Origin of the sequence: Aquabacter sediminis, assembly GCF_028863665.1 — a bacterium.
Taxonomy (GTDB): Bacteria; Pseudomonadota; Alphaproteobacteria; order Rhizobiales; family Xanthobacteraceae; genus L1I39.
In genome coordinates this window covers 141468-167645 of the sequence record NZ_JARBFX010000002.1, presented here as the reverse complement: position 1 = coordinate 167645, position 26178 = coordinate 141468, and the positions used below count along the sequence as shown (strand labels likewise).

Below are 26178 nucleotides of genomic sequence, written 5' to 3'. Positions count from 1 at the left end.
ATGCTTAATGTGTTAGAGCGGTGCGGCGGTGCAGGCGTCGCGACTGGGGAAAGGCAGCTTTGGAAATGTGCACATTATAAAATCTGATTGTGCACATTTTTCAGGCGCGGGCAAAGCGGCGAGGACGGTCTATCCTCGCCGACATCAGTGAGGCGGAATGAACGAGACGCGCAAGAGAGGCCCAAAGGCGGACCCGGAAGCCGACGAGGCCATCCATGGGGCCATCCTCAAGGCCATCATGGAAGGCCGGCTGAAGGCGGGCACCAAGCTCGCCGAGCATCGGCTGGCCGAATGTTTCGGCGTGTCCCGGGAGCGGGTACGCAAGGTGCTCCAGCGCCTTGGGGCCGAGCGGCGCATCGAGATCATTCCCAACCGGGGCGCCCGTGTCGCCCGGCCCTCGCTGGAAGAGATCCGCGCCGTCTATGAGGCCCATCGTGTGCTGGAAGCCGGCGTCCTGGTGCAGCTCGGTCAGATCCTGGACGAGACCATCCTCGATGCCCTCGACGCCCATCTCAGCCAGGAGCGCTTCGCCGCCGAGCGGGGCGACCGGGCGGCCTCGGTGCGCCTGTCCGGCGCTTTTCATCTGCTGCTGGTGGATGCGCTGGGCAATGAGGAACTCTCCCGCTTCCTGCGCGAGCTGCTCTCCCGCTCCTCGGTGATGGTCTCGGTCTATGAGCCCGCCAACCAGTCCCTGTGCGCGGTGGACGAGCATGGCGCCATCGTCGAAGCCCTGCGCGCCCGCGACATTCCCCGCGCCATCGACCTCTCCCGCCACCACTTCCTGCATGTGGAACAGCGCCTCAAGCTCGACGCCGACCCCGGCGAGGCGCCCGACTTGATGGACATTTTCGCCGGCGCGGCGCTGGGGTGAGGCCGGCCCGGCTCTCTCTTGGAGGGACGCTCAGGCCGCCGCCTCGGCGTGCGGGCGCAGCATCACCCGGGTGCAGGTGTCCACGAAGGCGCGCAATTTGGGCTGGGCGCGGCTTTGGCGGGGGAAGCAGACGAAGAGGGCATCGCGGGGGGGCACGAAGTCGCTGAGCACCGGCACCAGCGACCCGGCGGCCAGGTCCGCCGCCGCATGCAGCTCGGATGTATAGAGCAGGCCCAGCCCCTGGCGGCCCAGCGCGCGGGCGAGGCTGGAATCGTTCACCGCCACGCTGCCGGGCGGCTCCAGGGTGAGGGACTGGCCGTCCCGTTGGAATTCCCAGCGATAGAGCCCGCCCAGCTCCGGCCGGCGATAGCGGATGCAGGTGTGGCGGGCGATGTCCTCCGGCACCAGCGGCCGCCCGTGCCGCTCCAGATAAGCGGGGGAGGCGGCGACGATCCAGGCAAAGGGCTGGGTGACGCGCACTGCCACCATGTCGCGGTCGATGAATTCGCCCACCCCGATGCCCGCGTCATAGCCGGACTTCACCAGGTCGGCGTGGCTCTCATCCACCACGATGTCCAGCTTCACCTGCGGATAGGCGCGGTGAAAGACCGGCAGCACCGGCTCCAGCACATGCTCCACCGCGCCCCGGTGCACCAGCAGGCGCAGCGTTCCCGACGGCTCGCCGCGCATCTGGCTGAGCCCGTCGAGGGAGCCGACGATGGTGTCCGCCGCCTGTCCCACCCGCCCCATCAGGTGCTCGCCCGCCTCGGTGAGGGAGACCGAGCGGGTGGTGCGGTGGAACAGCGGCAGGCCGAGCCGGGCCTCCAGCGCCTGGATGGCCTGGCTCACCGCGCCGGGTGTCACATCCAGCGCCGAGGCCGCCTTGCGGAACGAGCCCAGGCGCGCCACGGCAAGGAATTCGCTCAGGCCGTCAAAGGGATCGGGGCGAGGCATGGGGCGTCCGTAGGTGGACCATATAGTCCAGCTTCATACTCTATGGGGGATATGGCGTCTAATCCTCAACAAAGAGGCAGCCTATGTGAGGGCCAGCCCGGCGGCCGGGCAGCTCCGGGGGCGGGGCCTGGCCGCGCGTGGCGCGCGCCGGGCGCACCGCCCGGCCTTGAGGAGACAGGGATCTCATGCGCACCAAGACACTCGGCGGCACGGGCCTTCTCGTGTCCGAAATCTGCCTCGGCACCATGACCTTCGGCGGCCGTGGCGGCCACTGGACCGCCATCGGCACCCTCGACCAGAGCGCGGCGGACGCCATCGTCGCCCGCGCCCTCGATGCGGGCGTCAATTTCATCGACACGGCAGACGTCTATTCCGGCGGCCTGTCGGAAGAAATCACCGGCGCCGCGATCCGCAATTCCGGCCGGCCGCGCACGGACGTGGTGCTGGCCACCAAGGTCTATGGCCAGATGGGCCCGGGCCGCAACGACCGGGGCTCCTCCCGCGGCCATATCATGGATGGCGTGAAGGCCAGCCTGAAGCGGCTCGGCACCGACTATATCGACCTCTACCAGATCCACGGCACCGACCCCCTCACGCCGGTGGAGGAGACGTTGCAGGCCCTCGACGACCTCGTGCGCCAGGGCCATGTGCGCTATGTGGGCATTTCCAACTGGCAGGCATGGCGGCTCATGAAGGCGCTGGGCCTGTCGGAGAAGAATGGCTGGGCGCGCCCGGTCACCCTCCAGGCCTATTACACCATTGCCGGCCGGGACCTGGAGCGCGAGATCGCGCCCCTTCTGATGTCCGAGAAGCTGGGCCTTATGGTGTGGAGCCCGCTGGCGGGCGGCCTGCTCTCCGGCAAGTACAGCCGCGACGGCGCCGGCACCAATGACGGACGGCGTGTCACCTTCGACTTCCCGCCCGTGAACAAGGACCGCGCCTTTGACTGCATCGACGCCATGCGGCCGATTGCCGAGGCGCGCGGCGTCTCGGTGGCGCGGATCGCGCTCGCTTATGTGCTGGCCAAGCCCTTCGTCATGTCCGCCATCATCGGCGCCAAGACGCTGGAGCAGCTGGACGACAATCTCGCCGCCACGCAGATCCGCCTGACGGAGGAGGAGATGGCGACGCTGGACGCGGTGAGCGCCCTGCCGCCGGAATATCCCGGCTGGATGCTGGAGCGCCAGGGCAAGGACCGGGCGGCGCAGCTGGGCTGATCATCCCCCGCCCCACATGAAAAGGGCCCGGCTTGCGGCCGGGCCCGAACCTTGAAGCGCCTTGTCTCAATAGACGCAGTGCAGGCCGCCATAGGGACCGCGCCAGCAATGGCCGGGTCCGGCATACCACCAGTCGATGAAGAGGCTGGCAGAGGTGCCCGCCACCGGCTGCTCGTTGCTGAGCGTGCGGAAGGTGTAGGTGAGGGTGTCGCCATTCACCACCGGGTCGGTCAGCTCCACCACGGCGGTCTGCGGCTTGCCGTCTGCGCCGGTCACCGCGAGGGTGGCATTGGGCGGATCCTTCTGGAAGCTGTCCTTGCCCTGGTTCCAGATCTTCACGAAGCCGGCGGTGGTGGTCTCGCCGGTCATGCGCTCCGGCCGGTCCGCGAACATCAGCGTCTGCGGGGCGGTGCCCTTCAGGATCAGCTTGTTGCCTTCGATGGACACCTGGTCGGCCACCTGCACGAACAGCCAGTTGGCCCCGGTGGCGGGAACTTCGGTGTTCACCGGGTCGGCGGCGGCAGGCGTTGCCGCCACGGACAGGGCGAACGGCGTGGCAAGCGCGGCGGCGACGGCCAGCGCTCCAAAAAGCCTTTTCATAATTCTTGTCTCCAGGTCTTCCCAACCCAGCTTTATCTTAGCAGCAATCGCGGGCGCCTGAACGGGATCTCGTGCCTTCCCGCATTAATTGTTGGACAGATTTCGCAAGGTCAGGCCATGTCCTTGGGTCAGGTCTCGTGCTTCAAAAGCATGACGGCGAGGGCGAATGCGCCCAAGGCGAAGGCGCAGAAATAAGCCAGGCCATGCACGAAGACTTGCATGGCCATCCCGGCCGCCAGCGGGCCGATGAGCGCGCCGCCGCCCCAGGTCAGGCCCATGACCGCATAGATGCCCACCAATTCCCCGCCCTTGAAGCGGCTGCCGACCACGGTGAGCATGATGGTGTAGATGCCCACGAACGCGCCGCCCCACACGAAGAGCAGGGCATAGGAGGCCCAGAAGGAGCCCAGCGCGAACGGCCAGATGAGCGCGCCGATCGCGCCGATGGAGGCCAGGGCAATCACCAGCGTCCGGCGGTTCATGGTGTCGCCCAGCCAGCCGATGGGCAATTGCAGCACGATGGCGCCCACCATCATGCAGGTGATGAGGCGTGTGGCATCCGATTCCGGCCAGCCCAGATTGATGGCGTAGATGGCCAGGAACGAGAGGCCGGCCGCCTCGATGGCGGCGTTCAGCACCGTCGCCGACAAAGCGATGGGCGCGATGCGCATGTAATGGAGCGGGCTGGCGTGGCTCGGCTCCTCGAACTTCGGCGCGGTGATGCGCGGGGAGGCCACGAAGCAGGCGGCGCAGAGGGCCAGCACCGAGCCCACCGCATAGCCGGTCATGCCCCCCGTGCCGACGATGGACAGGATGAGCGGCCCGAGCGCGAAGCCCACCGACAGCGCGGCGGTATAGGCGGCCATGGCGCGGGCGCGGGTCTGCTCGGTGCTGAGGCTGTTGATCCAGGTCTCCGAGAGCACGAACAGCGATTCCGAGGCGGCGCCGAGGAAAAAGCGCAGCGGAAACCAAAGCCAGACCAGCGGCATGAGGGGAAAGGCCATCATGGTGACGGCCGCCAGCACCAGCGAGGACAGGATCAGCCCGCGCACCCCGAACACGCCGACGAGGCGCGGCAGGACCAGGGCGGTGGCGAGCACGCCCACCGCATGCATGGCCGCATTGGCGCCGATGAGCGCCTCGCTCATGCCCCGTTCGGCCAGGTCGAGCGCGATGAGGGCGGCGCTCAGCGAATAGGTCAGGCCGAAGATCATGGCCGTCGCGATGACGGCGGCCCGCGACAACAGATGCCCGGAGGCGGGCGGAAGGGCGGTCTCGCTCACGGAACGGCTTTCTCTGCGGCGGGGGATTGGGGGGTGGGATGGCGCTTCCACACGCGGAAGGCCAGCATCAGGCGGCCGAACCAGGAGATCTGCGTCGGCTCCACCAGGCGCTTCATGAGGCGGGCATAATCGAGCGCGATGCCGGGCGTCCAGGTCATGGATTCCGCCCGGTGGCGCAGCATGGCGGCCATCCAGAGGTCTGGATTGGCGAACAGGCCGGCGATGCGCACGAACGGCCATTTGGTGGCCAGCGCGCCTTCGAGCGCGGCATCCATCGCCGAGGCCACCGCCACCGAGCAATTGCGGTTGGTCAGGTTGTAGGTGTTTTCCTGCCGGTAGCCGATCCAGAAGGCACGCAGGCGCCGCTGGTTGTAGTTGCGGAAGATGACGTGCGCGTCCGCCTCGGTCCAGCCGGCGACCTCCTCCTCATAGGACGGCAGGAAGCGGCCGGGCACGTCATTGTCCCGCGTGGCGCGGAAGGCGCGCATGAATTGAGAGGGGTCGCGGTCCAGCTCGGAGGCGGGATAGTGGCTGATATAGACGTCGGGCTTGGCCTCCAGCGCCGCATGGCCGGTGGAGATGACCCCCTTGGAATCCACCGCCGCGATATAGCGGTCCAGCACCGGCCGGCGCGCGGCGCCGTGGGCGGTGCCCAGCGGCGTCCACACATGCACCACCATGGGCTCGCCCGAGGGCGGCGGACCGCCGGGGCCGGCAAAGACCGGGGCGTGCTCGTACCAGGCGCGCTTGCCGAACATGGGCAGGTTCAGGATGGCCGCCTCGGGCTCCAGCGAGCGCAGCATCAGCCCCATGCGCAGCACCACCCAGCCGGAAAACATCAGCGAGACGGAGACGAAGAAGGGGATGTTCTTGCCGCGCGGGATCGGCCAGTCGGAGAAGATCAGCCCGGCCAGGATGAACTGCACCACGCCCCACACCAGCATGGTGCGCCAGCCGGAATAGCGCAGCACATAGGCGCTGCCGAAGCGCAAAATGCCGTCCACCATGAAGGCGAGGCCGAACAGAACGGTCACCGCCAGGTCGTTGCGCCAGGGAAAGTCCAGGATCAGGCAGGCCAGCACCACCAGGAGGAGGGCGCGCGTCAGGTTGATATAAAGACCGAGCGGCGAGCCGGCGGCCAGCGCCGTGACCAAGGTGAGCACGCCCTGGAGCAGGATCACCAGGCCGAACGCATCAATGGTGGCAATGGTAATGCCTTCCGCCGCCTCGCCGAAAATGAGGAGGCCGAGCAGGATCAGGAGCACCCCGAGGCCCGCCACCACCATCCAGCGCCGCCGGAGCGAATCCGAGCCCACGAGAAGGAACGCCAACTGTCCCAAGGACGGACACTCCAGATAAGAATAGGTAAGACAATGGCGCCGGTGCGTCCGACGCTTATTTGAAGCGCGCAAGTCCTAGCCGAATGTGTTGCTTGCGCCAAGTCGTGAAGGCGTATTCCGGGCTTTGGCTTCCCGAACCGTTTTGTTAATGCGCGTTGCCAGGTGGGGGACGGAAATGCTGGCGAGCCGCCCCGGCAGTGAAGCGCCACGCTGCGGCACGAGCGGTTGCCCTGCGGGGGAGGCGGCGCGATTCGCCGCCGGGCGGGGCTTGCCAGTTGCCGATGGGGGCTAAAAGCGGCTTCGCCGAAGGCAAGGGGCCGGCGGTCAGTCCACCGCCTTGAAGGTGCCGTCGTCGGCGAGGAGTTCCAGGCGGCCGGTGGCGACACCGAAATAGGCGCCGTGCAGGGTGAGGTCGCCGTCCTCCACCCGCTTCGACAGCCAGGGGAAGGACTTCAGGTTCGAGAGGGAAAGCCGCACGCAGCAATGCTCGCAGAAGCGCTGGCGCTCCTCGGGGGGCAGGTTGGCCTCCAGCGTCTCCTGCCGCGCGCTTTCCGCCATGGTCATCCAGGGGGCCACGAAGTCCTGCGCGCCGGGCGGGGCGCCGTCCAGCAGCGCATGGACGCCGCCGCACTGGGCATGGCCGAGCACCACCACCTTCTGGACCTTCAGCACATTGACCGCGAATTCCAGCGCGGCGCTGGTGCCGTGATACTTCGCGTCCGGCTGGTAGGGCGGCACGAGATTGGCGACGTTGCGCACCACGAACAGTTCGCCCGGCCCGGTATTGAAGATCATCTGCGGATCGACGCGGCTGTCCGAGCAGGCGACGATGAAGGTGTGGGGCCGCTGACCGCGGGCGGCGAGGCGCTCGAACACCGCCTTGTGGTCCGGCCAGGCCACTTCCCGGAATCGGCGGTAACCGTCGATGAGTTCGTCCATGAAATGCCCCGTCCCCTTTCCGGCATAAGAAAGAGGCGCGGGCCGCGGGTCAAGATCATGCAATGCACAATAAGCCAGACGGGAACGCGGGCGGTCCGCGTGCGTTGAAGGGACAGGTGTCACAACAAAGGACTTCATCCCATGCGCGGCGTGCTTCTCTGGCTGATGGGCGTCCCGTTCGGCGTCATCGTTCTCCTGTACCTGTTTAACTTTCTGTAACATTTGCCGCCGGTTCGGGCAGGTTCTGGCCTAATTGCCTAATTAAAGGGCATTTTAGTCCGCCTCTTCCGCAGGCAGATTGCTGTCGTCGGCAATGCCCACCGTGTGCGGCGCAAGATTCCGCATTGCATGCATGTGCGCCCCATGCCCTCCGTTCCGGGTGGCATGGGGCTTGCTGTGTACCTCGCGCTGGCTGTGCGCCAGCCGACGAACACGGAGAGAGCGCATGCTCGGTATGCTGGGACGGGTAGCCAAGGGAGCGGCGGCAGGTGCTGCCAAGAGCCTCGGGCTCGGAAGCCTCGTGGCGGCCACGGCGATCGCGGGAATGATCGGGACCGCGTCCGCACAGGAAACCATCAAGGTCGGTATTCTGCACTCCCTCTCGGGCACCATGGCCATCAGCGAGACCACGCTGAAGAACGTCATGCTCATGCTCATCGAGGAGCAGAACAAGAAGGGCGGCGTGCTGGGCAAGAAGCTCGAGGCCGTCGTCGTGGACCCCGCTTCCAACTGGCCGCTGTTCGCCGAGAAGGCCCGCGAGCTCATCACCAAGGACAAGGTGTCCGTGGTGTTCGGCTGCTGGACCTCGGTGAGCCGCAAGTCGGTGCTGCCGGTGTTCAAGGAACTCAATTCCATTCTCTTCTACCCCGTCCAGTATGAGGGCGAGGAGAGCGAGCGGAACGTCTTCTATACGGGCGCCGCGCCGAACCAGCAGGCCATCCCGGCGGTGGACTATCTCGCCAAGGAAGAGAAGGTGGAGCGCTGGGTGCTCGCGGGCACCGACTATGTCTATCCCCGCACCACCAACAAGATCCTGGAAGCCTATCTGAAGTCCAAGGGCGTGAAGTCCGAGGACATCATGATCAACTACACCCCGTTCGGTCAGTCCGACTGGCAGACCATCGTCTCCGACATCAAGAAGTTCGGCTCGCAGGGCAAGAAGACCGCCGTGGTCTCCACCATCAATGGTGACGCCAACGTGCCCTTCTACAAGGAGCTGGCGAACCAGGGCATCAAGGCCACCGACATTCCGGTCGTGGCCTTCTCGGTGGGCGAGGAAGAGCTCGCCGGCATGGATACCAAGCCCCTCGTCGGCCACCTGGCCGCGTGGAACTACTTCATGTCCATCAAGACCCCCGAGAACGACGCCTTCATCAAGCAGTGGCAGACCTTCATGAAGAACCCGAAGGCCGTCACCAACGATCCCATGGAAGCCCACTATATCGGCTTCAACATGTGGGTTCAGGCCGTCACCAAGGCCGGCACGGTCGATCCGGACAAGGTCATCGCCGCGCTCCCCGGCACCAAGCAGCCGAACCTGACCGGCGGCGTGTCCGAGATGCTGCCGAACCACCACATCACCAAGCCCGTCTTCATCGGCGAGATCGAGGACAACGGCCAGTTCAACGTGGTGTGGAAGACCGAGAACCTGATCCCCGGCGAAGCCTGGTCCAAGCAGCTGGAAGGCTCCAAGGATCTGGTGGCCGACTGGGTTCAGCTGAACTGCGGCAACTATGACAGCGTGAAGAAGGTCTGCCTCGGCAGCGCCACCAAGTGAGGCGCGCGCGGGTGCCCGGCACGCCGGGTGCCCGCTGACGCCTGATGCGGGTGGACCCGTTCCACCCGCCCGCCCGAAGGCCGCAGCGCGGCCCGGTGGCCGCACCCGCTCATCCGGCCGCGCCCGCGCGGCCGCCCCCTCGCAGCGGTGGACTTGCGGACTGACATGACCCATCTCAAACTGAGGCGCGCCGCCCCACTTCTCCTTGCCGGGCTGGCGCTGGCCGTTTCGCTTCTTCTCGGGCTGGCCGCGCCGTCCGCCATGGCCCAATCCGCTGCTCCCCCCACTGCCGCGTCCGCCGATCTGGCGCCGGCCCTCGCCAAGCTGGGCACAGACAGCTATTCGGACACCGAGGCCGCCCTCGGCCTGCTGGCGATCTCCACCAATGCCCAGGCCGCCGCCATCGTGGACGGCATCCGTGACGGGCGCCTGCTGTTCGATCCCGCCACCAAGGCGGTCTATCTGCGCACCCCGCAAGGTGCGGTCACCGATGCCGCCACCGGCGCGGTCGTGGCCGCTCCGCCCGCCGGCCTCAAGGTGGTGCGCCTCAACAACCGCGTCCGCCGCGGCGTGGATGCCGCCGCCGGCGCGCTTGCCTTGCTGAGCCCCGATCCGGCCAAGCGGCTCGCCGCCGCATCCGCCGTCTTCAAGTCCCGCGATCCCGCCACCTTGCCGACCCTGGACGCGGCCCTGGCGAAGGAGAGCAATGGCGATGTGAAGGCGGTGCTCGCCCAGGCCCGCGCCGCCATCCTCATCACCAAGCCCGATGTGAGCGAACACGAGCGCGCCTCCGCCGCCCGTGTCATCGCCGCCCGCGGCGACCAGGACGCCCTCGCGCTGCTCTCCAGCCTTCCGGCAGACAGCCCCGCCTCCGTGAAGGCGGCTGCGGCGGACGGCGTGAATGCCATCAACCGCTCGCTCGCCATCTGGGGCGTGGCGCAGAATGTGTGGTACGGCCTCTCGCTGGGCTCGGTGCTGCTCTTGGCCGCCATCGGCCTTGCCATCACCTTCGGCGTCATGGGCGTCATCAACATGGCCCATGGCGAGATGGTGATGCTGGGCGCCTACACCACTTTCGTGGTGCAGGAATTCATCCGCACCTCGGCGCCCTGGCTGTTCGGCTGGTCGCTGGCCATCGCCTTGCCGCTGGCCTTCCTGTTCACCGCGCTGGTGGGCATCCTGATCGAGCGCACGGTCATCCGCTTCCTTTATGGCCGGCCGCTGGAAACCCTGCTGGCCACCTGGGGCATCTCGCTCATCCTCCAGCAGGCGGTGCGCTCCATCTTCGGCCCCACCAACAAGGAGGTGGGCGCGCCCTCCTGGATGTCCGGCTCGTTCGATATCGGGCAGATGGCCATCACCTATAACCGGCTCTGGATCATCGTCTTCTCGCTGCTGGTCTTCTTCGCGCTGCTCATGGTGCTCAAGCGCACCATGCTCGGGCTCTATGTGCGCGCCGTGACCCAGAACCGGCGCATGGCCGGCGCCATGGGCATCCGCACCGGCCGCATCGACGCGCTCACCTTCGGGCTGGGCTCGGGCATTGCCGGCATTGCCGGTGTCGCCCTCTCGCAGATCGACAATGTCAGCCCGAACCTTGGCCAGGGCTACATCATCGACAGCTTCATGGTGGTGGTGTTCGGCGGCGTGGGGAACCTCTGGGGCACGCTGGTGGCCGCCTTCGGGCTTGGCGTCGCCAACAAGCTGCTGGAGCCCTTTGCCGGCGCGGTGCTCGGCAAGATCGTCATTCTCGTCCTCATCATCCTCTTCATTCAGAAGCGCCCGCGCGGCCTGTTCGCGCTCAAGGGCCGGGCGGTGGAAGCATGACCGGCATGATCGATCGCAAAGGCTGGTTCTTCCTCGCCATCGTGCTGGGGGCGGCGGTGCTTGTGCCGGCCGCCAACCTCATGGTGCCGGAGGGCTCGCCCCTTCACGTCTCCGACTATCTGGTCCCGCTGCTCGGCAAATATGTCTGCTACGCGCTGCTTGCCGTGGCGGTGGACCTGGTGTGGGGCTATTGCGGCGTGCTCTCGCTCGGCCACGGCGCCTTCTTCGCGCTCGGCGGCTACGCCATGGGCATGTATCTCATGCGCCAGATCGGCGCCCGGGGCGTCTATGGCAATCCGGTGCTGCCGGATTTCATGGTGTTCCTGAACTATAAGAGCCTGCCCTGGTTCTGGTACGGGTTCGACTTCTTCCCCTTCGCCCTGCTCATGGTGTTCCTGGCGCCGGGCGCGCTGGCCTTCCTGTTCGGCTGGTTCGCCTTCCGCTCGCGGGTGACGGGCGTCTACCTGTCCATCATCACCCAGGCTATGACCTTCGCCCTCATGCTGGCCTTCTTCCGCAACGACATGGGGTTCGGCGGCAATAACGGCCTCACCGACTTCAAGGACATTCTGGGCTTCTCCATCTCGGCGGACGGCACCCGCGCCACCCTCTTTGCCATGTCGGCGCTGGCGCTGGCGGGGGGCTATGTGCTGTGCCGGGCGCTGGTGACCTCCAAATATGGCAAGGTGCTGGTGGCGGTGCGCGATGCGGAGAGCCGCACGCGCTTCCTCGGCTACCGGGTGGAGAACTACAAGCTCCTGTGCTGGACCATCTCGGCCATGCTGGCGGGCCTGGCCGGCGCGCTCTATGTGCCGCAGGTGGGCATCATCAATCCCGGCGAGTTCGCGCCCGCCAATTCCATCGAGACGGTGATCTGGGTGGCGGTGGGCGGTCGCGGCACGCTGGTGGGGGCGGCGCTCGGCGCGCTCATCGTCAATGCGGGCAAGACCTGGTTCACCGGCCTCCTGCCGGAAGCCTGGCTGTTCGCGCTCGGCGCCCTGTTCGTGCTGGTGACCTTGTTCCTGCCCAAGGGCGTGCTCGGCCTATGGGCCAGCCTCTCCGCCCGCCGCCGCAAGCCCACCCCCGGCGCCGTCGCCGCCAAGCCCGCGGAGTGAGGATCATGGAAGCCTCCCAGCCCCTCACCAACGAACTCACTCCGGCGCTGCTTTATCTCGACAACGTCTCGGTCGTGTTCGACGGCTTCCGTGCGCTCAACGCCCTCTCGCTGACCATCGAGGAAGCGGAGATGCGGGCCATTATCGGCCCCAACGGCGCCGGCAAGACCACCATGATGGATGTCATCACCGGCAAGACCCGCCCCACCAAGGGCGAGGCGGTGTTTGCCGGCACCCACGATTTGACCCAGCTGGACGAGGCTGCCATCGCCCAATTGGGCATCGGCCGCAAGTTCCAGACCCCCACCGTGTTCGACATGCACACGGTGGAGGACAATCTGCTCCTGGCGGTGAAAAGCGACCGGCGCGCCTTCTCCAACATCTATTGGCGCCGCACCGCCCATGAGCGCGAGCGCATCGACGAGCTTCTGGAACGCATCCGCCTGAAGGACCACCGCAAGCGCAGCGCCTCCGAATTGAGCCACGGCCAGAAGCAATGGCTGGAGATCGGCATGCTGCTGGCCCAGGAGCCGCGTCTTCTCCTGGTGGACGAGCCCGCCGCCGGCATGACCGACCAGGAAACCGCCGACACGGCCGACCTGCTGCGCGACATCGCCCGGACGCGCTCCGTGGTGGTGGTGGAGCATGACATGGTGTTCGTGCGCGACCTCGGCGTGAAGGTCACGGTGCTGCACGAAGGCTCGGTGCTCGCGGAAGGCTCGCTCGATCAGGTGAGCGCCAACGAGCGCGTCATCGAAGTTTATCTGGGGAGGTGAGGGTGGCCGGCACCTTGTCCTTCACATCCCGCGCGCCTGTGGGCGCCATCCCCGCCTTGGAGGTTTTCGCATGCTGAAGGTCGAGAACCTCGATCTCTATTACGGCGCCGCCCACACCCTGCGCAAAGTGAACCTCGAAGCCCAGAAGGGGCAGGTGACCTGCGTGCTCGGCCGCAACGGCGTGGGCAAGACCTCGCTGCTGCGCGCCATCATGGGCCAGCGGCCGGTGGCGGGCGGGTCCGTCACCTTCAATGGGCAGGACATCACCCGCTTGCCCACTCCGGATCGCGCGGCGCTGGGCATCGGCTTCGTGCCCCAGGGGCGCGAGGTGTTCCCGCTGCTGACCGTGAAGGAAAACCTGGAGACGGGCTATGCCCGCCTCGCCCGGCGCGACCGCAACGTGCCGGACGAGATTTTCGAGTTATTCCCGGTGCTCAAATCCATGCTGGGCCGGCGGGGCGGCGATCTTTCCGGTGGACAACAGCAGCAATTGGCCATCGGCCGGGCGCTGGTGACCCGGCCCTCTTTGCTGGTGCTGGACGAGCCCACCGAAGGCATCCAGCCCTCCATCATCAAGGATATCGGCCGCGCCATTTCCTACCTGCGCGACAAGGGGGACATGGCCATCGTGCTCGTGGAGCAGTATTTTGAGTTCGCGCGTGATCTCGCTGATCGCTTCATCCTCATGGAGCGCGGCGAAGTGGTGGTGAGCGGGGACCGGAGCGGGCTTGATGGAGATGATGTCCGCCGTCTCATGGCCATCTGAGCGCGCCCCCTCCCACAGGCAGCGCAGCATCGGTCGGGTGGACCTGGTGGCGGAATCCTCCGCCGCCGGAACGCATCTGTCCGCGCTGGCCGAGAGCGGCGCGCTGCGCGCCCGCTTGCCGCGCGTGGAGGGCGGGGGCCTTGAGGCCGTGCTGGTGAACACCGCTGGCGGGGTCGCCTGCGGCGACATCTTCCATATTTCCATCGCCGCCAAGGCGGGCGCCCGTGTCACCGTGGCGACGCCGGCGGCGGAAAAGGTCTATCGCTCCGACGGGGCGGTGTCGGAGATTTCCGTGCGGCTGGTGGCGGAAGCCGGCGCGACTTTGCAGTGGCTGCCGCAGGAGACCATCCTGTTCGACACGGCGCGCCTTGCCCGTTCCTATGAGGTGGATCTGGCCGGGGATGCCCGCTTCCTGTCCTTCGAGGGCTTGATGCTGGGCCGCGCCGCGCGCGGCGAGCAGGTGAAGGAAGGCCATCTGTCCGACCGCTGGCGCGTGCGCCGGGACGGCAAGCTCATCTATGCGGATGCCCTGCGCCTCTCCGGCCCCATCGCCGATCTCCTTGCCCGACCCGCGGTGGCGGCGGGGGGCGTGGCGCTCGGCACCTGTCTTTACGTGGCGCCCGACGCGGAGGCGCGGCTGGAGGATGCGCGCAGCCTGCTTGAGGCCTGCGCCTGCGCATGCGGTGCCAGCGCCTGGAACGGGCTGCTCGCGGTGCGTTTCATCGCTTCGAGCATCGAGACGTTGCGGCGGGATGCGACGTCGTTTCTGATGGGGTTCACGGGCAGTCCGCTGCCGCGTGTCTGGGGTCTTTAGGGAGAGATGCCGTGCTGCTGACGCCGCGCGAAAAGGACAAGCTGTTCATCGCCATGGCCGCCGAGGTGGCGCGCAAGCGCTTGGCGCGGGGGGTGAAGCTCAACCATCCGGAGGCCATCGCCCTCATCACGGACTTCGTGGTGGAAGGCGCGCGCGACGGCCGGACCGTCGCCGACCTGATGGAGGCGGGCGCCCATGTGCTCACCACCGACCAGGTGATGCCGGGCATTGCCGAGATGATCCACGACATCCAGGTGGAAGCCACCTTCCCCGATGGCACCAAGCTGGTCACCGTGCACCACCCCATCCGGGGCGCGGCGTCCGACGACGTGCCCGGCGAGGTCATCACCATGCCCGGCCAGATCGTCTTCAACGCCGGTGCCGAGCGGGTGGTGGTGTCAGTGGCCAATACCGGCGACCGGCCCATCCAGGTGGGCAGCCACTATCATTTCTACGAGACCAATGGCGCCCTCGCCTTCGACCGCGAAAAGGCCCGCGGCATGCGCCTCGACATCGCCGCCGGCACCGCCGTGCGCTTCGAGCCCGGCGCCACCCGCGAGGTCTCCCTCGTGCCGCTTTCGGGCAAGCGCGAGGTCTATGGCTTCCGGGGCGATGTGATGGGCAAGCTGTAAGCGCCTTACCTCCGTGTTAATGTAAGGCGATAAGAGACCTGTAAGGGTGTGGCCGTGCAGAACTTCAAGCTCACCGTGACGAGCAAGGGCCAGGTGACGCTGCCCGCCGCCTATCGCAAGGCGGCGGGCATCGAGACCGGCGCCACCCTGCAACTGGTGGTGGATGACGACGGCCAGGCCCACATCCGCCGCCGGCTGACGCTGGATGATATCGCCGGATCGCTGACCAAGGCGGTTGGACGCCGGAACCGGAATTTCGGCCAGCCGGACATTGATGCGGCCCGGGATCAGGCCATGGACGAGCAGGAAGAGCGCGTCCACAAGCGGCGCGGCACATGATCGGCCTCGATACCAACGTCCTGTTGCGGGTGTTTATCGAGGACGAGCCCGTGCGCCAGCACGCGCAGTGCGTGGCACTGCTGCGCGCGGTGGCGCCCGAGCCGGCCATGATCAATCCCATCGTTCTGGCCGAGGCCACCTGGACCCTCTCCAAGCGCATGAAGCGCAGCCGCCGGCAGGTGGCGGACTTCGTGGCCGATGTGCTGGATGCCGAGGTGTTCGAGGAGCCGTTCTCGCTGGCGGCGCGCCGGGCGCTGAAAGCCTACGAACACGGGCGCGGCGATTTCGCCGACTATCTTATTGCCGAGATCAATGCCGAGGCCGGCTGCCGCGCCACCTTCACCTTCGATACCGACGCGGCCGATCATGGCCACTATTCACTCCTCCCCTGAGGATCATCGTTCCATGTCCGCACCCGCCCACCTTCCCCGGTCCGCCTATGCCCACATGTTCGGCCCCACCGTGGGGGACAAGATCCGCCTCGCGGACACGTCCCTCGTCATCGAGGTGGAGAAGGACTTCACCACCTATGGCGAGGAGGTGAAGTTCGGTGGCGGCAAGGTGATCCGCGATGGCATGGGCCAGAGCCAGGTGACCAATGCGGACGGCGCCGTGGACACCGTCATCACCAATGCGGTGGTGCTGGACCATTGGGGCGTGGTGAAGTGCGACGTGGGCATTGCCGGCGGGCGCATCGTGAAGCTCGGCAAGGCCGGCAATCCCGACGTGCAGCCGGGCGTGGACATCATCATCGGCCCCGGCACCGAGGTGATTGCGGGCGAGGGCAAGATCCTCACTGCCGGCGGCTTCGACAGCCACATTCATTTCATCTGCCCGCAGCAGATCGAGGAGGCGCTGGCCTCCGGCGTCACCACCATGCTGGGCGGCGGCACCGGGCCCGCCACCGGCACCTTCGCCACCACCTGCACGCCCGGTCCCTGGCACATCGCCCGCATGATCGAGGCGGCCGATGCCTTCCCCATGAACCTGGCCTTCGCCGGCAAGGGCAATGCCTCCAAGCCCGCAGCTCTTGAAGAAATGGTCCGCGCGGGCGCCTGCGCGCTGAAGCTGCATGAGGACTGGGGCACGACGCCCGCCGCCATAGATTGCTGTCTGTCGGTGGCGGATGCCTTCGACATCCAGGTGATGATCCATACCGACACGCTCAATGAGAGCGGCTTCGTGGAAGACACCATCGCCGCCTTCAAGGGCCGCACCATCCACGCCTTCCACACGGAAGGGGCGGGCGGGGGCCATGCGCCGGATATCATCAAGGTGGCCGGGCTCGCCAATGTGCTGCCTTCGTCCACCAATCCCACGCGCCCCTTCACCCGCAACACCATCGACGAGCATCTGGACATGCTCATGGTGTGCCATCACCTCGACCCCTCCATCGCCGAGGACCTCGCCTTCGCCGAAAGCCGCATCCGCAAGGAGACCATCGCGGCGGAGGACATCCTCCACGATCTCGGCGCGCTCTCCATGATGAGTTCGGACAGCCAGGCCATGGGCCGGGTGGGCGAGGTCATCATCCGCACTTGGCAGACCGCGGACAAGATGAAGCGCCAGCGCGGGGGGCTGCCGGGGGAGGGCAACAACGACAATCTGCGCGCCCGCCGCTACATCGCCAAATACACCATCAATCCCGCCATCGCCCACGGCATGTCCAAGCACATCGGCTCGGTGGAAGCGGGCAAGCTTGCCGACCTCGTGCTGTGGACCCCCGCCTTTTTCGGCGTGAAGCCGGATTTGGTGCTGAAGGGCGGCGCCATCGCCATGGCGCAGATGGGCGACCCCAATGCCTCCATCCCCACCCCCCAGCCGGTGCATTATCGCTACCAGTTCGGCGCCTTCGGCCGCGCACGCACGGGCACCTCGCTCACCTTCGTCTCCAAGGCGGCGGTGGAGGATGGCCTGGCGGGCAAGCTCCAGACAAGCAAGACCCTGGTATCCGTGGAGAATGTGCGTGGGGGCATCAGCAAGAAGAGCATGGTGCTGAACGACGCAACGCCGCACATCGAGGTGGACCCGGAAACGTATGACGTGCGCGCCGATGGCGAGCTGCTCGTCTGCGAGCCGGCCGAGGTTCTCCCGATGGCGCAGCGCTACTTCTTGTTCTGAGGTTCGGCGTGGCGGATAGTCGCCGCCCATGCCGCGACACCGCCCGGAGACGATAAAAATGGCCCGTGCTACCCGCATCATCCGTCACCTGGCCGTCCGCGCGGACCAGGTGGTCGACACTATCACCCTCGACCATCATGCCCGCCACCGCCGGCGGATCGCGCTGACCTCCGACACCGGCGCGGAGTTCCTGCTCGACCTCGACCGCGCCACCGTGCTCGACGATGGTGACGCCTTGGTGCTGGATGACGGCCGCCTCATCCGCGTGAAGGCAGCGCCCGAGACGCTCCTGGAGATCACCACCTTCAACCCCCTGCGCCTGATGCGCGCCGCCTGGCACCTGGGCAACCGCCATGTGCCCACCGAGCTCACCGAGAACGCGCTCTATGTGGCCGACGACAAGGTGATCGAGGAAATGCTGCGCGGCATCGGCGCCGCGACGGTGGCGGTGGTGCGCCCCTTCCGGCCGGAGCGCGGCGCCTATGAGGCGGCGCAGGAGCACAGTCACGGCGAGCATGGCCACGGCGAGCATGGCCATGGCGAGCACCACGACCATGATCATGACCATGCCCATTGCGGGCACGATCATCACGACCACGACCACGATCACGCCCATACCCATCGGGACGTCCATGGCCACGCCCATGCTCATGCCCATGAGGAGGCGGGCGCAAGCTGCGGGTGCGGACATCACCACCATCACGACTGACCCGCCGGGGGTCCTGCCCGGCTCCGCGGTGCAAGATCAGGGAGAGGCGGCGGCCGGCATCGGCCTGCTGCCCCTTTTTGCGTGGCTGTCCCCGAGCTTCCCCGTGGGCGGCTATGCCTATTCCCACGGCCTGGAATGGGCGGTGGAGGCGGGCGACGTGGACCGCGAGCCGAGCCTTCTTGCCTATGTGACCGACATAGTGGATCACGGCTTTCCCCGCTCCGACGCCATTTTGTTCGCCCATGCCTACCGGGCGGCCGCCGCCGATGACGAGGCGGCGCTGCGCGAGGTGAATGAACTGGCCGTCGCCCTGTCTCCCTCTGCGGAATTGCGGCTGGAGACCTGCCAGCAGGGCCGGTCCTTCCTTGATGCGGTGACGGCTGCCTGGCCCCATCCGCGCCTGTCGCGCCTCGCCCCCGTGCTGGAGGGGGAGGACGTCGCCTATCCCGTGGCCGTGGCGCTCGCCTGCGCCGTCCATGGCGTGCCCTGCGCCAGCGCCGGGGAAGCCTTCATGCTCGCCCAGGTGCAGGCGCTGCTCTCGGCGGCGCTGCGCCTTGCTCCGGTTGGACAGACCGCTGCCGCGCGCATCCTTGCGGCGCTTTCGCCCCACATCGCGCGCCTTGCCGGGCAGGCCCAGGCGCGGGGGCTCGACGAGATCGGCACCGCCACCTTCCGGGCCGACCTCGGCTCCTTCCGTCACGAAACCCAATATACGAGGCTTTTCCGCTCATGAGCGCATCCGGCAACGGCCCCCTTCGGGTGGGCATCGGCGGTCCCGTCGGCTCGGGCAAGACCGCCCTCATGGAGATGCTCTGCAAGACGTTTCGCGAGCGCTACAACATCTGCGCCATCACCAACGACATCTACACCAAGGAAGACGCCCGCCTTCTGACGGTGGCCGGCGCCCTGGAGCCGGAGCGCATCCTCGGGGTGGAAACGGGCGGCTGCCCGCATACCGCCATCCGTGAGGACGCCTCCATCAATCTGCGCGCGGTGGCGCAGATGGAGGCGAAGTTCCCGGGGCTCGATCTGGTGCTGATCGAATCGGGGGGCGACAATCTGGCCGCCACCTTCTCGCCCGAGCTCGCGGACATCACCGTCTATGTGATCGATGTGGCCGGCGGCGAGAAGATCCCGCGCAAGGGCGGGCCGGGCATCACCCGCTCGGATCTGCTGGTGGTCAACAAGACCGACCTTGCCCCCCTGGTGGGCGCGGACCTCTCCATCATGGAAGCCGACACCCAGCGCATGCGCCAGGGCCGGCCCTATGTGTTCGCCGCCATCCGCCATGGCAAGGGCGTGGAAGTGGTGGCCGATTTCATCGTGCAGGCCGGCGGGCTGAAGGCGGCCTGAGCGGCATTCCCACGCACGCATCAGACACCCACGCATAAGAAAAGCCCGCCCCCGGCGAGGGGGCGGGCTTTTCTTTTGGTCACATGCCGTGGGCGATCGGGGCCGATCAGTCCTTGGCGCGCTCCACATAGGAGGCGTCGGCGGTCATGATCACCACGCGGGTGCCGGCGGAGACGTGCGGGGGCACCATGGTGCGCACGCCGTTGGACAGCATGGCCGGCTTATAGGAGGAGGACGCCGTCTGGCCCTTCACGGTGGGCTCGGTGTCCACGATCTCAAGGGTGACGCGCTGGGGCAGCTCGATGGCGATCGGCACGCCATTGTGCAGGGAGAGCATGCATTCCATGCCTTCCTGGAGATAGACCTTCTGATCGCCGATCACGTCCTCCGGCACCGTGACCTGGTCATAGGTCTCCGGGTTCATGAAGGTGTAGCCGTCGCTGTCCTGGTAAAGGAAGGTGTGGGGCCGGTCCTCCACGAAGGCGCGCTCGACCTGCTCGGTGGTGCGGTAGCGCACCGAGATCTTCACGCTGTCGGAGATGCGGCGCAGATCCATCTGCGTGACCGGGGTTCCCTTGCCGGGATGGATGTTCTCGGCGCTGATAACCACGTAGAGCTTGTCCTCGATATCGACGACATTGCCCTTGCGCAGAGAGCTGGCGATGACCTTGACCACGGCTTGTCTTCCTCAAAACTTTGGCGGCGCCCTCATGCGCCTTGTGGGCGCGCAACATAACGATCCTGACGGGTTTCGCCAGTCTTCCTTTCCGCTGGGCGCCCTCGGGCGCGCAAGGGGCGGGCTGTGAGCGGGCAGGCGAGCCCCTGGTGGGACAGGTCCGTCCATCAGGACCGTCGCGGCTTCCTGCTGGCGCGCGGACGTATCCTCAAGGCGGTGCGGGATTATTTCGCTGCCGAGGCCTTCCTGGAGGTGGAGACGCCCGTCCTCCAGATCTCGCCCGGAAACGAGGCGCACCTGCACGCCTTCGCGACGGTGTGGACTGCCCCGGACGGGGAGCGCCATCCCTATTATCTACGCACCTCGCCGGAATTCGCCGCCAAGAAGCTGCTGGCGGCCGGCGAACCGCGCATCTTCGAACTGGCCCGCGTCTTTCGGGACCGGGAGCGGGGGCGCACCCATCACCCCGAATTCACCATGCTGGAATGGTACCGCGCGGAAGAACCCTATGAAGGACTAATGGAGGATTGCGCCCGTCTGCTGGCCCTGGCCGCGCAGGCTGGGGGCGTCTCCACCTTTTCCTATCGCGGCATGGCGTGCGACCCCTTCGCCGCGCCGGAAAAGGTCACGCTGGCGCAAGCGTTCGCCCGGTTTGCAGGCATCGACCTCCTGCCTTGCCTCGCCCCGGCGGGTGAGGAGCCGGAAGTCGGCCCCTTGCGCGCGGCGGCGGTGGCAGCGGGCATCAGGGTGGCAGAGGACGACACCTTTGCGGATGTCTTCTCCCGCGTGCTGGTGGAGAAGGTCGAGCCGCATCTGGGCGAGGGGCGGCCGACCATCTTATGCGAATACCCCTCTTCCGAAGCGGCACTCGCCCGCCCCAAGCCGTCCGATCCAAGGGTGGCGGAGCGGTTCGAGCTTTATGCCTGCGGGGTCGAGCTGGCGAACGCGTTCGGCGAGTTGACCGATCCGCAGGAGCAAAGGCGCCGATTCGCCGTGGAGATGGACGAGAAGGAGCGCCTTTATGGGGAACGCTACCCCATCGACGAGGGCTTTCTCGCCGCGCTGTCCGCCATGCCCCCCGCCAGCGGCTGCGCGCTGGGCTTTGACCGGCTGGCGCTTCTGGCCTCCGGTGCCCGGCGGATCGAGGATGTGTTGTGGGCGCCGGTGGAAGGGGGGGGAGAGGTAATATTTTCGTGAGCCCGCCATATTTGCGCCGCATCAATGGCGTGGTGCGGCGCGAGGTACATGGTCTCCTCATCGCACTTGAGGAGTATTCATCATGTCGTTGACCTCATCACACGGAGCGGTCGGCGCCCATTTTTCGCTTCGTTCGCTGATTGGTCCGGTGACCTTGCCAAACAGGTTCGCCTTGACTGACGGGATGAACGTTGTCCGCATCCTGGCGGGTCTGTTTTACGCACCTCACGTCTATCAGAAACTCACTGCCGTCGAGCCGACACTTGCCTTTTTCACGAAGGCGGGCCTCACGCCGGCGCCGTTCTTCCTGGGGCTGGCGGTGGTGTTCGAGGCGCTGTCCTTCGTCGGATTGACCTTCGGCCTCTTCACCCGCTGGATGGGGCTCTTGTCCTTCGGCTGCATGGTGGTGGCGGCCTATGCCATTCTTCAGACCAAGGGCGTGAACTGGTACTGGGCCAAGGGTGGCATCGAGTATCTGGCCTTCTGGGGCATCACCTCGCTGGCCATCGCCATTGATGCCTGGCGCAAGGAACAGGCGCTGAAGGCGTAAAGCGCGGGCGCATGCGGGGCTGGAGGGGTCAATTCCCCCCCAGCTGACGCATCTTGGCATCGTCGATGCCGGAAATATGAACCCCATCCAGTTCGATCACAGAAGCCGCTGAGCCTGTGGGGGCGACCTTCTGCTTGTCGATGATGCCGCGCAGCTGGGGCGCCATTTCCGCCAGTTGGGCGAACTTTCCATGGTTCATGGAATCGAGCGCCTTCACATTGGTCATGTCCACCACGATGGCACCCAGCGCCACCAGGTCCTTGTCATCGGTATAAGAGCCGAGGCGCTCCTTGTTGCCGGCGAGGAAGTCGGAAAAGCCGAGGGCCTTGTCATCGTGGGAGACCACGACGATGAAGGGCTTTTCCGGCTTGCCGAAGCGCTTCAGCTGGGTCTTGAACACGTCCACGTCGATGTCCGGGGCGGCCAGGATGATGTTGCCCACCCGCTTGGCGGCGATCATCTTGCCGCCGATCTTCATCTGCCGCAGCGTTTCCACCGTCAGCCAGTTGCCCATGGAGTGGGCGATGATGGTGATGGTCTCCGCCTGGCTCTGGGCGACCAGGCTCAGGGTGCGCTCCAGGCTGTCGCGGGCGGCGGTGGCGCTGTTATTGTCATAGACATAGTCCTCCGTGCGCCCGCGCGAGGCCCAGGTGAACAGGACTGGCGCCCCCGGCTGGCCGGAATCGTGGACCATCTGGGTCAGGCGGAAGAGCGCCTCGGAGAATTGGGTGTTGTAGCCGTGCACGAACACCACCGCCTGCTTGCCGCCCACGGGCAGCTTGGCGATCTGGGCGTTCAGGTCGGCGAGGAATTGCTGCTCGGTGTCGAGATAAACGGCCTCGTGGACCACCATGTCGGTGGCGGGGTTCCCCGGCTGCTGCTTGGCCCATTCGATGTCGCCGGCCTTGTGGGTGGGCGGCACGGTGAGGGTGACGGTGGCAAAGTCCAGCTTGCCGGAGCGTTCGCCATTATAGAGGGTGCCGGGGCGCGGATCGCGGGCGCGGGTGCTGGCGACCATGAGGGTGTAGGGCTTGGCGCCGGGCGCCGCCGCCAGCGCGGGCGTGAGGACGTCGGGTCCCGGGCGGGATGCGCAGCCGGGCAGGGCGACCAGCACCACCAGGGCGAGGGCAAGGCCCATCCCGGCGCCGGGGCGCACGGACAAGAGCGCGCCGCAAGGGCGCAGGGAAAGCAACCAGCCGAACACGCGCGACGTCCATACGCAGGCCAAAACAGCCCGCACCATAAGCGTGGCCGCGCCCGGGCGCGAGAGGCGGGCGCGCGGGGAGGGCGCAAACCGGGCGCCTGCCTCGCAAGATCCTTAAGAAATGGAACGACCCGGCGCTGCCCTGACACGGCGCCGGGTCGTCGGTCACGGTGCCTGAAACCTCAGGCGCGTTCTTCCAGCGGGTGGGTGCGCAGGCGCATGGGATCGTAGAAGGGCGTGCGCACCACATACGCCGTGAAGGTCTCCCCGCCATCCACCACTTCGACCTTGGTGCCGAGCGCGGTGAGGGAGGGAATGAGCGAGACCATGGCCAGCGACTTCATGAGATGTTGGGAAAAGACGGTGGAATTCACCGTGCCCACCTCGGCGCCGTCCTTGAAGAGCTTGGCGCCCGGCGTAATGGCCTTGTGGTGCTCCACTTCCAGGCCCGCCTGGTGGGTGCGCTCCGTGCCCTTGCGGCGGATGAGCGCTTCCTTGCCCCGGAAATCGGGCTTGGAGAGGTCCACCGTCCAGTCCATCAGCACTTCCCAGGGGGTGGTGTCGGTGTGGGGCATGTCGAAGGGGAAGAAGAGCAAGGCGCCTTCCACGCGCACGATGTCGAGGCAGTCCCAGGAGACCGGCATGACGCCGAAGGGGGCGCCGCGCTCCAGGATCTTGTCCCACACATAGACCGCGTCCTTGGCGGCGCAGAACACCTCATAGCCCCGCTCGGCCGAATAGCCGCCGCGCGCGATGGACACCTCGATGCCGTAGAGCGTGGTGCGGGCATGGCCGAAATAGGGGATGGTCTTCAGGTCGAGCGGCGTGTCGGGCTGCAGGATGTCCAGCGCCTTCGGCCCCTGGAGCGAGAGGATGTGGATGTCCTCGTCGCGCGGGAAGCTCACCTCGAGCCCTTCGGCCAAAGCGGGGAGGGCCTCCTCGGTGGCGCCGCCGCCATGGGAGAGGCGATAGGCATTCTCCCCGTCGCAATAGATCAGCACGTCGTCGATGAGGCCGCCTTCGTCATCCACCATGGACGAGATCATGGAGCGGCCGGGGGCGATCTTGCTGACGTCGGAGGTGACCAGCTTGTTCAGCAGCTTGGTGGCATCCGGCCCGGTGACGTTCAGGATCTTGAGGGCGGACACATCGATGAGGCCGGCCCGATACCGCACCGCCGCCGTCTCCTCATAGGGATCGGTGGCATAATGCTGGGGAATGGCCATGTCGTTCCAGGACTCCTCCAGCTTGGAGCCGAGCGCGCGGTGACGTTCATTGAGGATCGACTGCCGCAATTGGGTGGCACCCGTCATTTTTGTCCCCTCGGTGTGCGAAAATCCGCGACATCCTGGGGATTCTTGATCGTCCTTGTCAATTACTTTTCCTGACAAGAAATTGTCGTCTGATCCTGCCTCAAAATGCATCCGCCAAGGGTTTGGAAATCCGGTGAATCCCGGAGTGTGATCGAAAAATATGCAACCGGGTGCCTCATTTTGGGCTTGCGCTCCGTTCGAGCGGTGGCATGCTGTTTCTGCGGCGTCAAAAAAGTTCACTGAGGGGAACAGTCGCCGGCCGGTTTTCGACAGTCCTGGAATTCAGGCCCGAACGGGCGGAGCACACGCATGTCCGATGTCAAGAAATGGGGAAGCGAAGAGTTTTGGGGCCTCGGTTTCGAGTGGGACCCCCAATGGCTGCTTACTCCTGCCCAGAAAGACCTCCAGGGCAAGTTGATCGCCCTGTGCGAGGCCACTTTGCGCGCCAATGCGGTGGAAAGCGACGCGCAATACATCTATCCCCGCAAGAATTTCGAAGCCCTTGCCTCGCTCGGACTGCTCTCGCTCACCGTTCCCAAGGAACTGGGCGGCCTCGGCGAGAACCATGTCTGCGCCGCCATGGTGGTGGAGACCATCGCCCGCTATGGCTGTCCCTCCACCGCCATGTGCTACACCATGCATCTGGGCGCGGTGGCGGCGGCGCTCCTGCGGCACCACGAAAACCCCATCCTCATCGACATCCTGAAGCGCCTGGACAAGGACGTGCTCATTGGCACCTTGTCCTATTCCGACCCGGAAACCGGCTCCCATTTCTGGTACCCCATCTCCTCCAAGGCCGAAGCCCATGGCGAGGGCTGGAAGGTCACGAAGAAGGCCTCCTGGACCACCTCGGGCGGCTTTGCCGACTGGTACATCATCCAGACCACCAGCCCCGGATTTGCCGGCGACTATTCGGACCTGTCCTGCTTCCTGGTCACCAAGGACGAGGTGAAGGCCAATCCGTCCGAATGGGATGGCCTGGGCCTGCGCGGCAACCAGTCCGGCCCCATCGCGGTGGAGAACGCCATCCTGCCCAAGGAGGCCCTGGTGGGCCCCATCGGCGATGGCGCCAAGTCCAATGACGAAGTGGTGGACCCCTTCTTCCTCACCTGCTCGTCGGCCTGCTGGAACGGCATTTCGCTGGCCGTCATCGACATCGCCAAGCGCCACACCACCCGCAAGACCCACAATGACGTGGGCATGCGGGTCGCCGACTATCCCACCATCCAGGACTATGTGGGCGAGGCGATCATGGACACGAATGCCTGCCGGGCCTTCGTCTTCCAGATGGCGCAGGCGCTGGATTCGGTGACCAACAATTGCGACTGGTCCATCCACAAGGACCTCGACGCCTTGCCGCGCTCCACGCTGCTGCATTGGCTGTGGCAGGTGAAGTTCGAGGCCTCCAAGAATGTGGCCCACGTCACCGACAAGATGCTCCATGCCTGCGGCGGCACCGGCTATCGCCCGGCGCTCCAGATCGAGCGCTACCTGCGCGATGGCAAGGCGGGATGGGTGATGGGTCCCACCAACGAGGTGCTGCGCCAGTTCGTGGGCAAGGCCTCGCTCCTGGGCTTCGGTGCGCTGGACTATTGGAACAAGTCCATCAATGAGCGGATGCTCAACAACGAAATCAAGAAGATGAGCGAGGACGAAAAGCGCGCCTTCGCCGAGAAGCTGCTCGCCGACATCGCCCCCGCAAAGGTGGCCTGAGGATCGGTTTTTTTCTCGCCCCGCATGGGGCGCGGCCGGCGCGGGCGATCATCGTCCGCGCCGGCGCTTCCAAGGCCGGAAGCGCCACAGGA

Annotated in this window: 26 protein-coding genes; 18 read left to right on the top strand and 8 right to left on the bottom strand. The window is 66.4% G+C overall.

Features of this window, described 5'->3' with window-relative positions:
• The first annotated feature begins 157 nt into the window (after positions 1 to 157).
• Entirely contained in the window at positions 158 to 871 is a 714-nt protein-coding gene (locus tag PV781_RS03795) for a GntR family transcriptional regulator (protein ID WP_274774299.1), read from the top strand.
• A gap of 30 nt (positions 872 to 901) precedes the next feature.
• Here PV781_RS03795 and PV781_RS03790 read toward each other — a convergent pair whose 3' ends face one another.
• Positions 902 to 1825, bottom strand: coding sequence for a LysR family transcriptional regulator (locus PV781_RS03790; protein WP_274774298.1), 924 nt, complete (start codon positions 1823 to 1825; stop codon positions 902 to 904).
• Between the two features lie 185 nt (positions 1826 to 2010).
• Here PV781_RS03790 and PV781_RS03785 point away from each other — a divergent pair, with 185 nt between their 5' ends.
• Positions 2011 to 3042, top strand: a complete 1032-nt coding sequence (locus PV781_RS03785) for an aldo/keto reductase (RefSeq protein ID WP_274774297.1) — start codon at positions 2011 to 2013, stop codon at positions 3040 to 3042.
• A 66-nt stretch (positions 3043 to 3108) separates the two neighbouring features.
• On the opposite strand, the gene PV781_RS03780 is transcribed toward PV781_RS03785, so the two are convergent.
• The 4 genes from PV781_RS03780 to PV781_RS03765 all read right to left on the bottom strand — a co-directional run bounded on the left by PV781_RS03780 (position 3109) and on the right by PV781_RS03765 (position 7204).
• Positions 3109 to 3642, bottom strand: coding sequence for a hypothetical protein (locus PV781_RS03780; RefSeq protein ID WP_274774296.1), 534 nt, complete (start codon positions 3640 to 3642; stop codon positions 3109 to 3111).
• A 128-nt stretch (positions 3643 to 3770) separates the two neighbouring features.
• Complete coding sequence (locus PV781_RS03775) at positions 3771 to 4925, bottom strand: MFS transporter (protein ID WP_274774295.1); 1155 nt, start codon at positions 4923 to 4925, stop codon at positions 3771 to 3773.
• Positions 4922 to 6265: an HdeD family acid-resistance protein gene (locus PV781_RS03770; protein ID WP_274774294.1), complete on the bottom strand. Its 1344-nt coding sequence runs from the start codon at positions 6263 to 6265 to the stop codon at positions 4922 to 4924. Before PV781_RS03770 ends, PV781_RS03775 begins: the two co-directional genes overlap by 4 nt.
• Positions 6266 to 6589: 324 nt before the next feature.
• Positions 6590 to 7204: a carbonic anhydrase gene (locus tag PV781_RS03765; protein WP_274774293.1), complete on the bottom strand. Its 615-nt coding sequence runs from the start codon at positions 7202 to 7204 to the stop codon at positions 6590 to 6592.
• 445 nt (positions 7205 to 7649) lie between these two features.
• Here PV781_RS03765 and urtA point away from each other — a divergent pair, with 445 nt between their 5' ends.
• From urtA to ureG, 13 genes are all read left to right on the top strand, one after another.
• Positions 7650 to 8981, top strand: a complete 1332-nt coding sequence (urtA, locus tag PV781_RS03760; protein WP_425532355.1) for an urea ABC transporter substrate-binding protein — start codon at positions 7650 to 7652, stop codon at positions 8979 to 8981.
• Between the two features lie 261 nt (positions 8982 to 9242).
• Complete coding sequence (gene urtB / locus PV781_RS03755) at positions 9243 to 10808, top strand: urea ABC transporter permease subunit UrtB (RefSeq protein WP_274774670.1); 1566 nt, start codon at positions 9243 to 9245, stop codon at positions 10806 to 10808.
• Between the two features lie 5 nt (positions 10809 to 10813).
• Positions 10814 to 11923 carry an urea ABC transporter permease subunit UrtC gene (gene urtC / locus PV781_RS03750; protein ID WP_425532354.1) on the top strand — a complete coding sequence of 370 codons (1110 nt, stop codon included), beginning with the start codon at positions 10814 to 10816 and terminating at the stop codon, positions 11921 to 11923.
• 5 nt (positions 11924 to 11928) lie between these two features.
• On the top strand, positions 11929 to 12699 hold the full coding sequence (gene urtD / locus PV781_RS03745) for an urea ABC transporter ATP-binding protein UrtD (protein WP_274774291.1): 771 nt from the start codon (positions 11929 to 11931) through the stop codon (positions 12697 to 12699).
• Positions 12700 to 12769: 70 nt separating this feature from the next.
• Positions 12770 to 13465, top strand: coding sequence for an urea ABC transporter ATP-binding subunit UrtE (gene urtE / locus PV781_RS03740; RefSeq protein ID WP_274774290.1), 696 nt, complete (start codon positions 12770 to 12772; stop codon positions 13463 to 13465).
• Complete coding sequence (locus PV781_RS03735; protein WP_274774289.1) at positions 13431 to 14279, top strand: urease accessory protein UreD; 849 nt, start codon at positions 13431 to 13433, stop codon at positions 14277 to 14279. The genes urtE and PV781_RS03735 overlap by 35 nt, the downstream gene beginning before the upstream one ends.
• 11 nt (positions 14280 to 14290) lie before the next feature.
• The gene (locus PV781_RS03730; RefSeq protein WP_209104585.1) at positions 14291 to 14911 is read left to right on the top strand and encodes an urease subunit gamma; all 621 of its coding nucleotides are present in this window, start codon (positions 14291 to 14293) and stop codon (positions 14909 to 14911) included.
• A gap of 54 nt (positions 14912 to 14965) precedes the next feature.
• Positions 14966 to 15250, top strand: coding sequence for an AbrB/MazE/SpoVT family DNA-binding domain-containing protein (locus PV781_RS03725; protein ID WP_274774288.1), 285 nt, complete (start codon positions 14966 to 14968; stop codon positions 15248 to 15250).
• Complete coding sequence (locus PV781_RS03720) at positions 15247 to 15642, top strand: type II toxin-antitoxin system VapC family toxin (protein ID WP_274774287.1); 396 nt, start codon at positions 15247 to 15249, stop codon at positions 15640 to 15642. The genes PV781_RS03725 and PV781_RS03720 overlap by 4 nt, the downstream gene beginning before the upstream one ends.
• A gap of 13 nt (positions 15643 to 15655) precedes the next feature.
• The gene (ureC, locus tag PV781_RS03715) at positions 15656 to 17371 is read left to right on the top strand and encodes an urease subunit alpha (RefSeq protein WP_274774286.1); all 1716 of its coding nucleotides are present in this window, start codon (positions 15656 to 15658) and stop codon (positions 17369 to 17371) included.
• 58 nt (positions 17372 to 17429) lie between these two features.
• The gene (locus PV781_RS03710) at positions 17430 to 18080 is read left to right on the top strand and encodes an urease accessory protein UreE (protein ID WP_274774285.1); all 651 of its coding nucleotides are present in this window, start codon (positions 17430 to 17432) and stop codon (positions 18078 to 18080) included.
• A complete protein-coding gene (locus PV781_RS03705) occupies positions 18004 to 18813 on the top strand; it encodes an urease accessory protein UreF (RefSeq protein ID WP_274774284.1) in 810 nt (269 codons plus the stop codon). Before PV781_RS03710 ends, PV781_RS03705 begins: the two co-directional genes overlap by 77 nt.
• Entirely contained in the window at positions 18810 to 19433 is a 624-nt protein-coding gene (gene ureG, locus PV781_RS03700; protein ID WP_274774283.1) for an urease accessory protein UreG, read from the top strand. Before PV781_RS03705 ends, ureG begins: the two co-directional genes overlap by 4 nt.
• A gap of 106 nt (positions 19434 to 19539) precedes the next feature.
• Here the strand turns inward: ureG and efp are convergent, their stop codons facing one another.
• The gene (gene efp / locus PV781_RS03695; protein ID WP_274774282.1) at positions 19540 to 20109 is read right to left on the bottom strand and encodes an elongation factor P; all 570 of its coding nucleotides are present in this window, start codon (positions 20107 to 20109) and stop codon (positions 19540 to 19542) included.
• Positions 20110 to 20235: 126 nt separating this feature from the next.
• Here efp and epmA point away from each other — a divergent pair, with 126 nt between their 5' ends.
• On the top strand, positions 20236 to 21306 hold the full coding sequence (epmA, locus tag PV781_RS03690; RefSeq protein ID WP_274774281.1) for an EF-P lysine aminoacylase EpmA: 1071 nt from the start codon (positions 20236 to 20238) through the stop codon (positions 21304 to 21306).
• A gap of 184 nt (positions 21307 to 21490) precedes the next feature.
• Entirely contained in the window at positions 21491 to 21856 is a 366-nt protein-coding gene (locus PV781_RS03685; RefSeq protein WP_274774280.1) for a DoxX family protein, read from the top strand.
• A gap of 28 nt (positions 21857 to 21884) precedes the next feature.
• Here the strand turns inward: PV781_RS03685 and PV781_RS03680 are convergent, their stop codons facing one another.
• Entirely contained in the window at positions 21885 to 23060 is a 1176-nt protein-coding gene (locus tag PV781_RS03680; protein WP_274774279.1) for an alpha/beta hydrolase, read from the bottom strand.
• A gap of 182 nt (positions 23061 to 23242) precedes the next feature.
• A complete protein-coding gene (locus tag PV781_RS03675) occupies positions 23243 to 24373 on the bottom strand; it encodes an aminomethyl transferase family protein (RefSeq protein WP_274774278.1) in 1131 nt (376 codons plus the stop codon).
• Between the two features lie 309 nt (positions 24374 to 24682).
• On the opposite strand from PV781_RS03675, the gene PV781_RS03670 reads away from it, so the two are divergent.
• Positions 24683 to 26086 carry an acyl-CoA dehydrogenase family protein gene (locus tag PV781_RS03670; RefSeq protein ID WP_274774277.1) on the top strand — a complete coding sequence of 468 codons (1404 nt, stop codon included), beginning with the start codon at positions 24683 to 24685 and terminating at the stop codon, positions 26084 to 26086.
• Positions 26087 to 26178: the final 92 nt, after the last annotated feature.

Bases quoted from the DNA above. Each gene is read 5' to 3' on its own strand.
- PV781_RS03795 (WP_274774299.1), top strand. From the start codon at position 158: ATGAACGAGACGCGCAAGAGAGGCCCAAAGGCGGACCCGGAAGCCGAC.
- PV781_RS03790 (WP_274774298.1), bottom strand. From the start codon at position 1,825: ATGCCTCGCCCCGATCCCTTTGACGGCCTGAGCGAATTCCTTGCCGTG.
- PV781_RS03785 (WP_274774297.1), top strand. From the start codon at position 2,011: ATGCGCACCAAGACACTCGGCGGCACGGGCCTTCTCGTGTCCGAAATC.
- PV781_RS03780 (WP_274774296.1), bottom strand. From the start codon at position 3,642: ATGAAAAGGCTTTTTGGAGCGCTGGCCGTCGCCGCCGCGCTTGCCACG.
- PV781_RS03765 (WP_274774293.1), bottom strand. From the start codon at position 7,204: ATGGACGAACTCATCGACGGTTACCGCCGATTCCGGGAAGTGGCCTGG.
- urtA (WP_425532355.1), top strand. From the start codon at position 7,650: ATGCTCGGTATGCTGGGACGGGTAGCCAAGGGAGCGGCGGCAGGTGCT.
- urtB (WP_274774670.1), top strand. From the start codon at position 9,243: ATGGCCCAATCCGCTGCTCCCCCCACTGCCGCGTCCGCCGATCTGGCG.
- urtC (WP_425532354.1), top strand. From the start codon at position 10,814: ATGATCGATCGCAAAGGCTGGTTCTTCCTCGCCATCGTGCTGGGGGCG.
- urtD (WP_274774291.1), top strand. From the start codon at position 11,929: ATGGAAGCCTCCCAGCCCCTCACCAACGAACTCACTCCGGCGCTGCTT.
- urtE (WP_274774290.1), top strand. From the start codon at position 12,770: ATGCTGAAGGTCGAGAACCTCGATCTCTATTACGGCGCCGCCCACACC.
- PV781_RS03735 (WP_274774289.1), top strand. From the start codon at position 13,431: ATGGAGATGATGTCCGCCGTCTCATGGCCATCTGAGCGCGCCCCCTCC.
- PV781_RS03720 (WP_274774287.1), top strand. From the start codon at position 15,247: ATGATCGGCCTCGATACCAACGTCCTGTTGCGGGTGTTTATCGAGGAC.
- ureC (WP_274774286.1), top strand. From the start codon at position 15,656: ATGTCCGCACCCGCCCACCTTCCCCGGTCCGCCTATGCCCACATGTTC.
- PV781_RS03710 (WP_274774285.1), top strand. From the start codon at position 17,430: ATGGCCCGTGCTACCCGCATCATCCGTCACCTGGCCGTCCGCGCGGAC.
- PV781_RS03705 (WP_274774284.1), top strand. From the start codon at position 18,004: ATGGCCACGCCCATGCTCATGCCCATGAGGAGGCGGGCGCAAGCTGCG.
- ureG (WP_274774283.1), top strand. From the start codon at position 18,810: ATGAGCGCATCCGGCAACGGCCCCCTTCGGGTGGGCATCGGCGGTCCC.
- PV781_RS03685 (WP_274774280.1), top strand. From the start codon at position 21,491: ATGAACGTTGTCCGCATCCTGGCGGGTCTGTTTTACGCACCTCACGTC.
- PV781_RS03675 (WP_274774278.1), bottom strand. From the start codon at position 24,373: ATGACGGGTGCCACCCAATTGCGGCAGTCGATCCTCAATGAACGTCAC.
- PV781_RS03670 (WP_274774277.1), top strand. From the start codon at position 24,683: ATGTCCGATGTCAAGAAATGGGGAAGCGAAGAGTTTTGGGGCCTCGGT.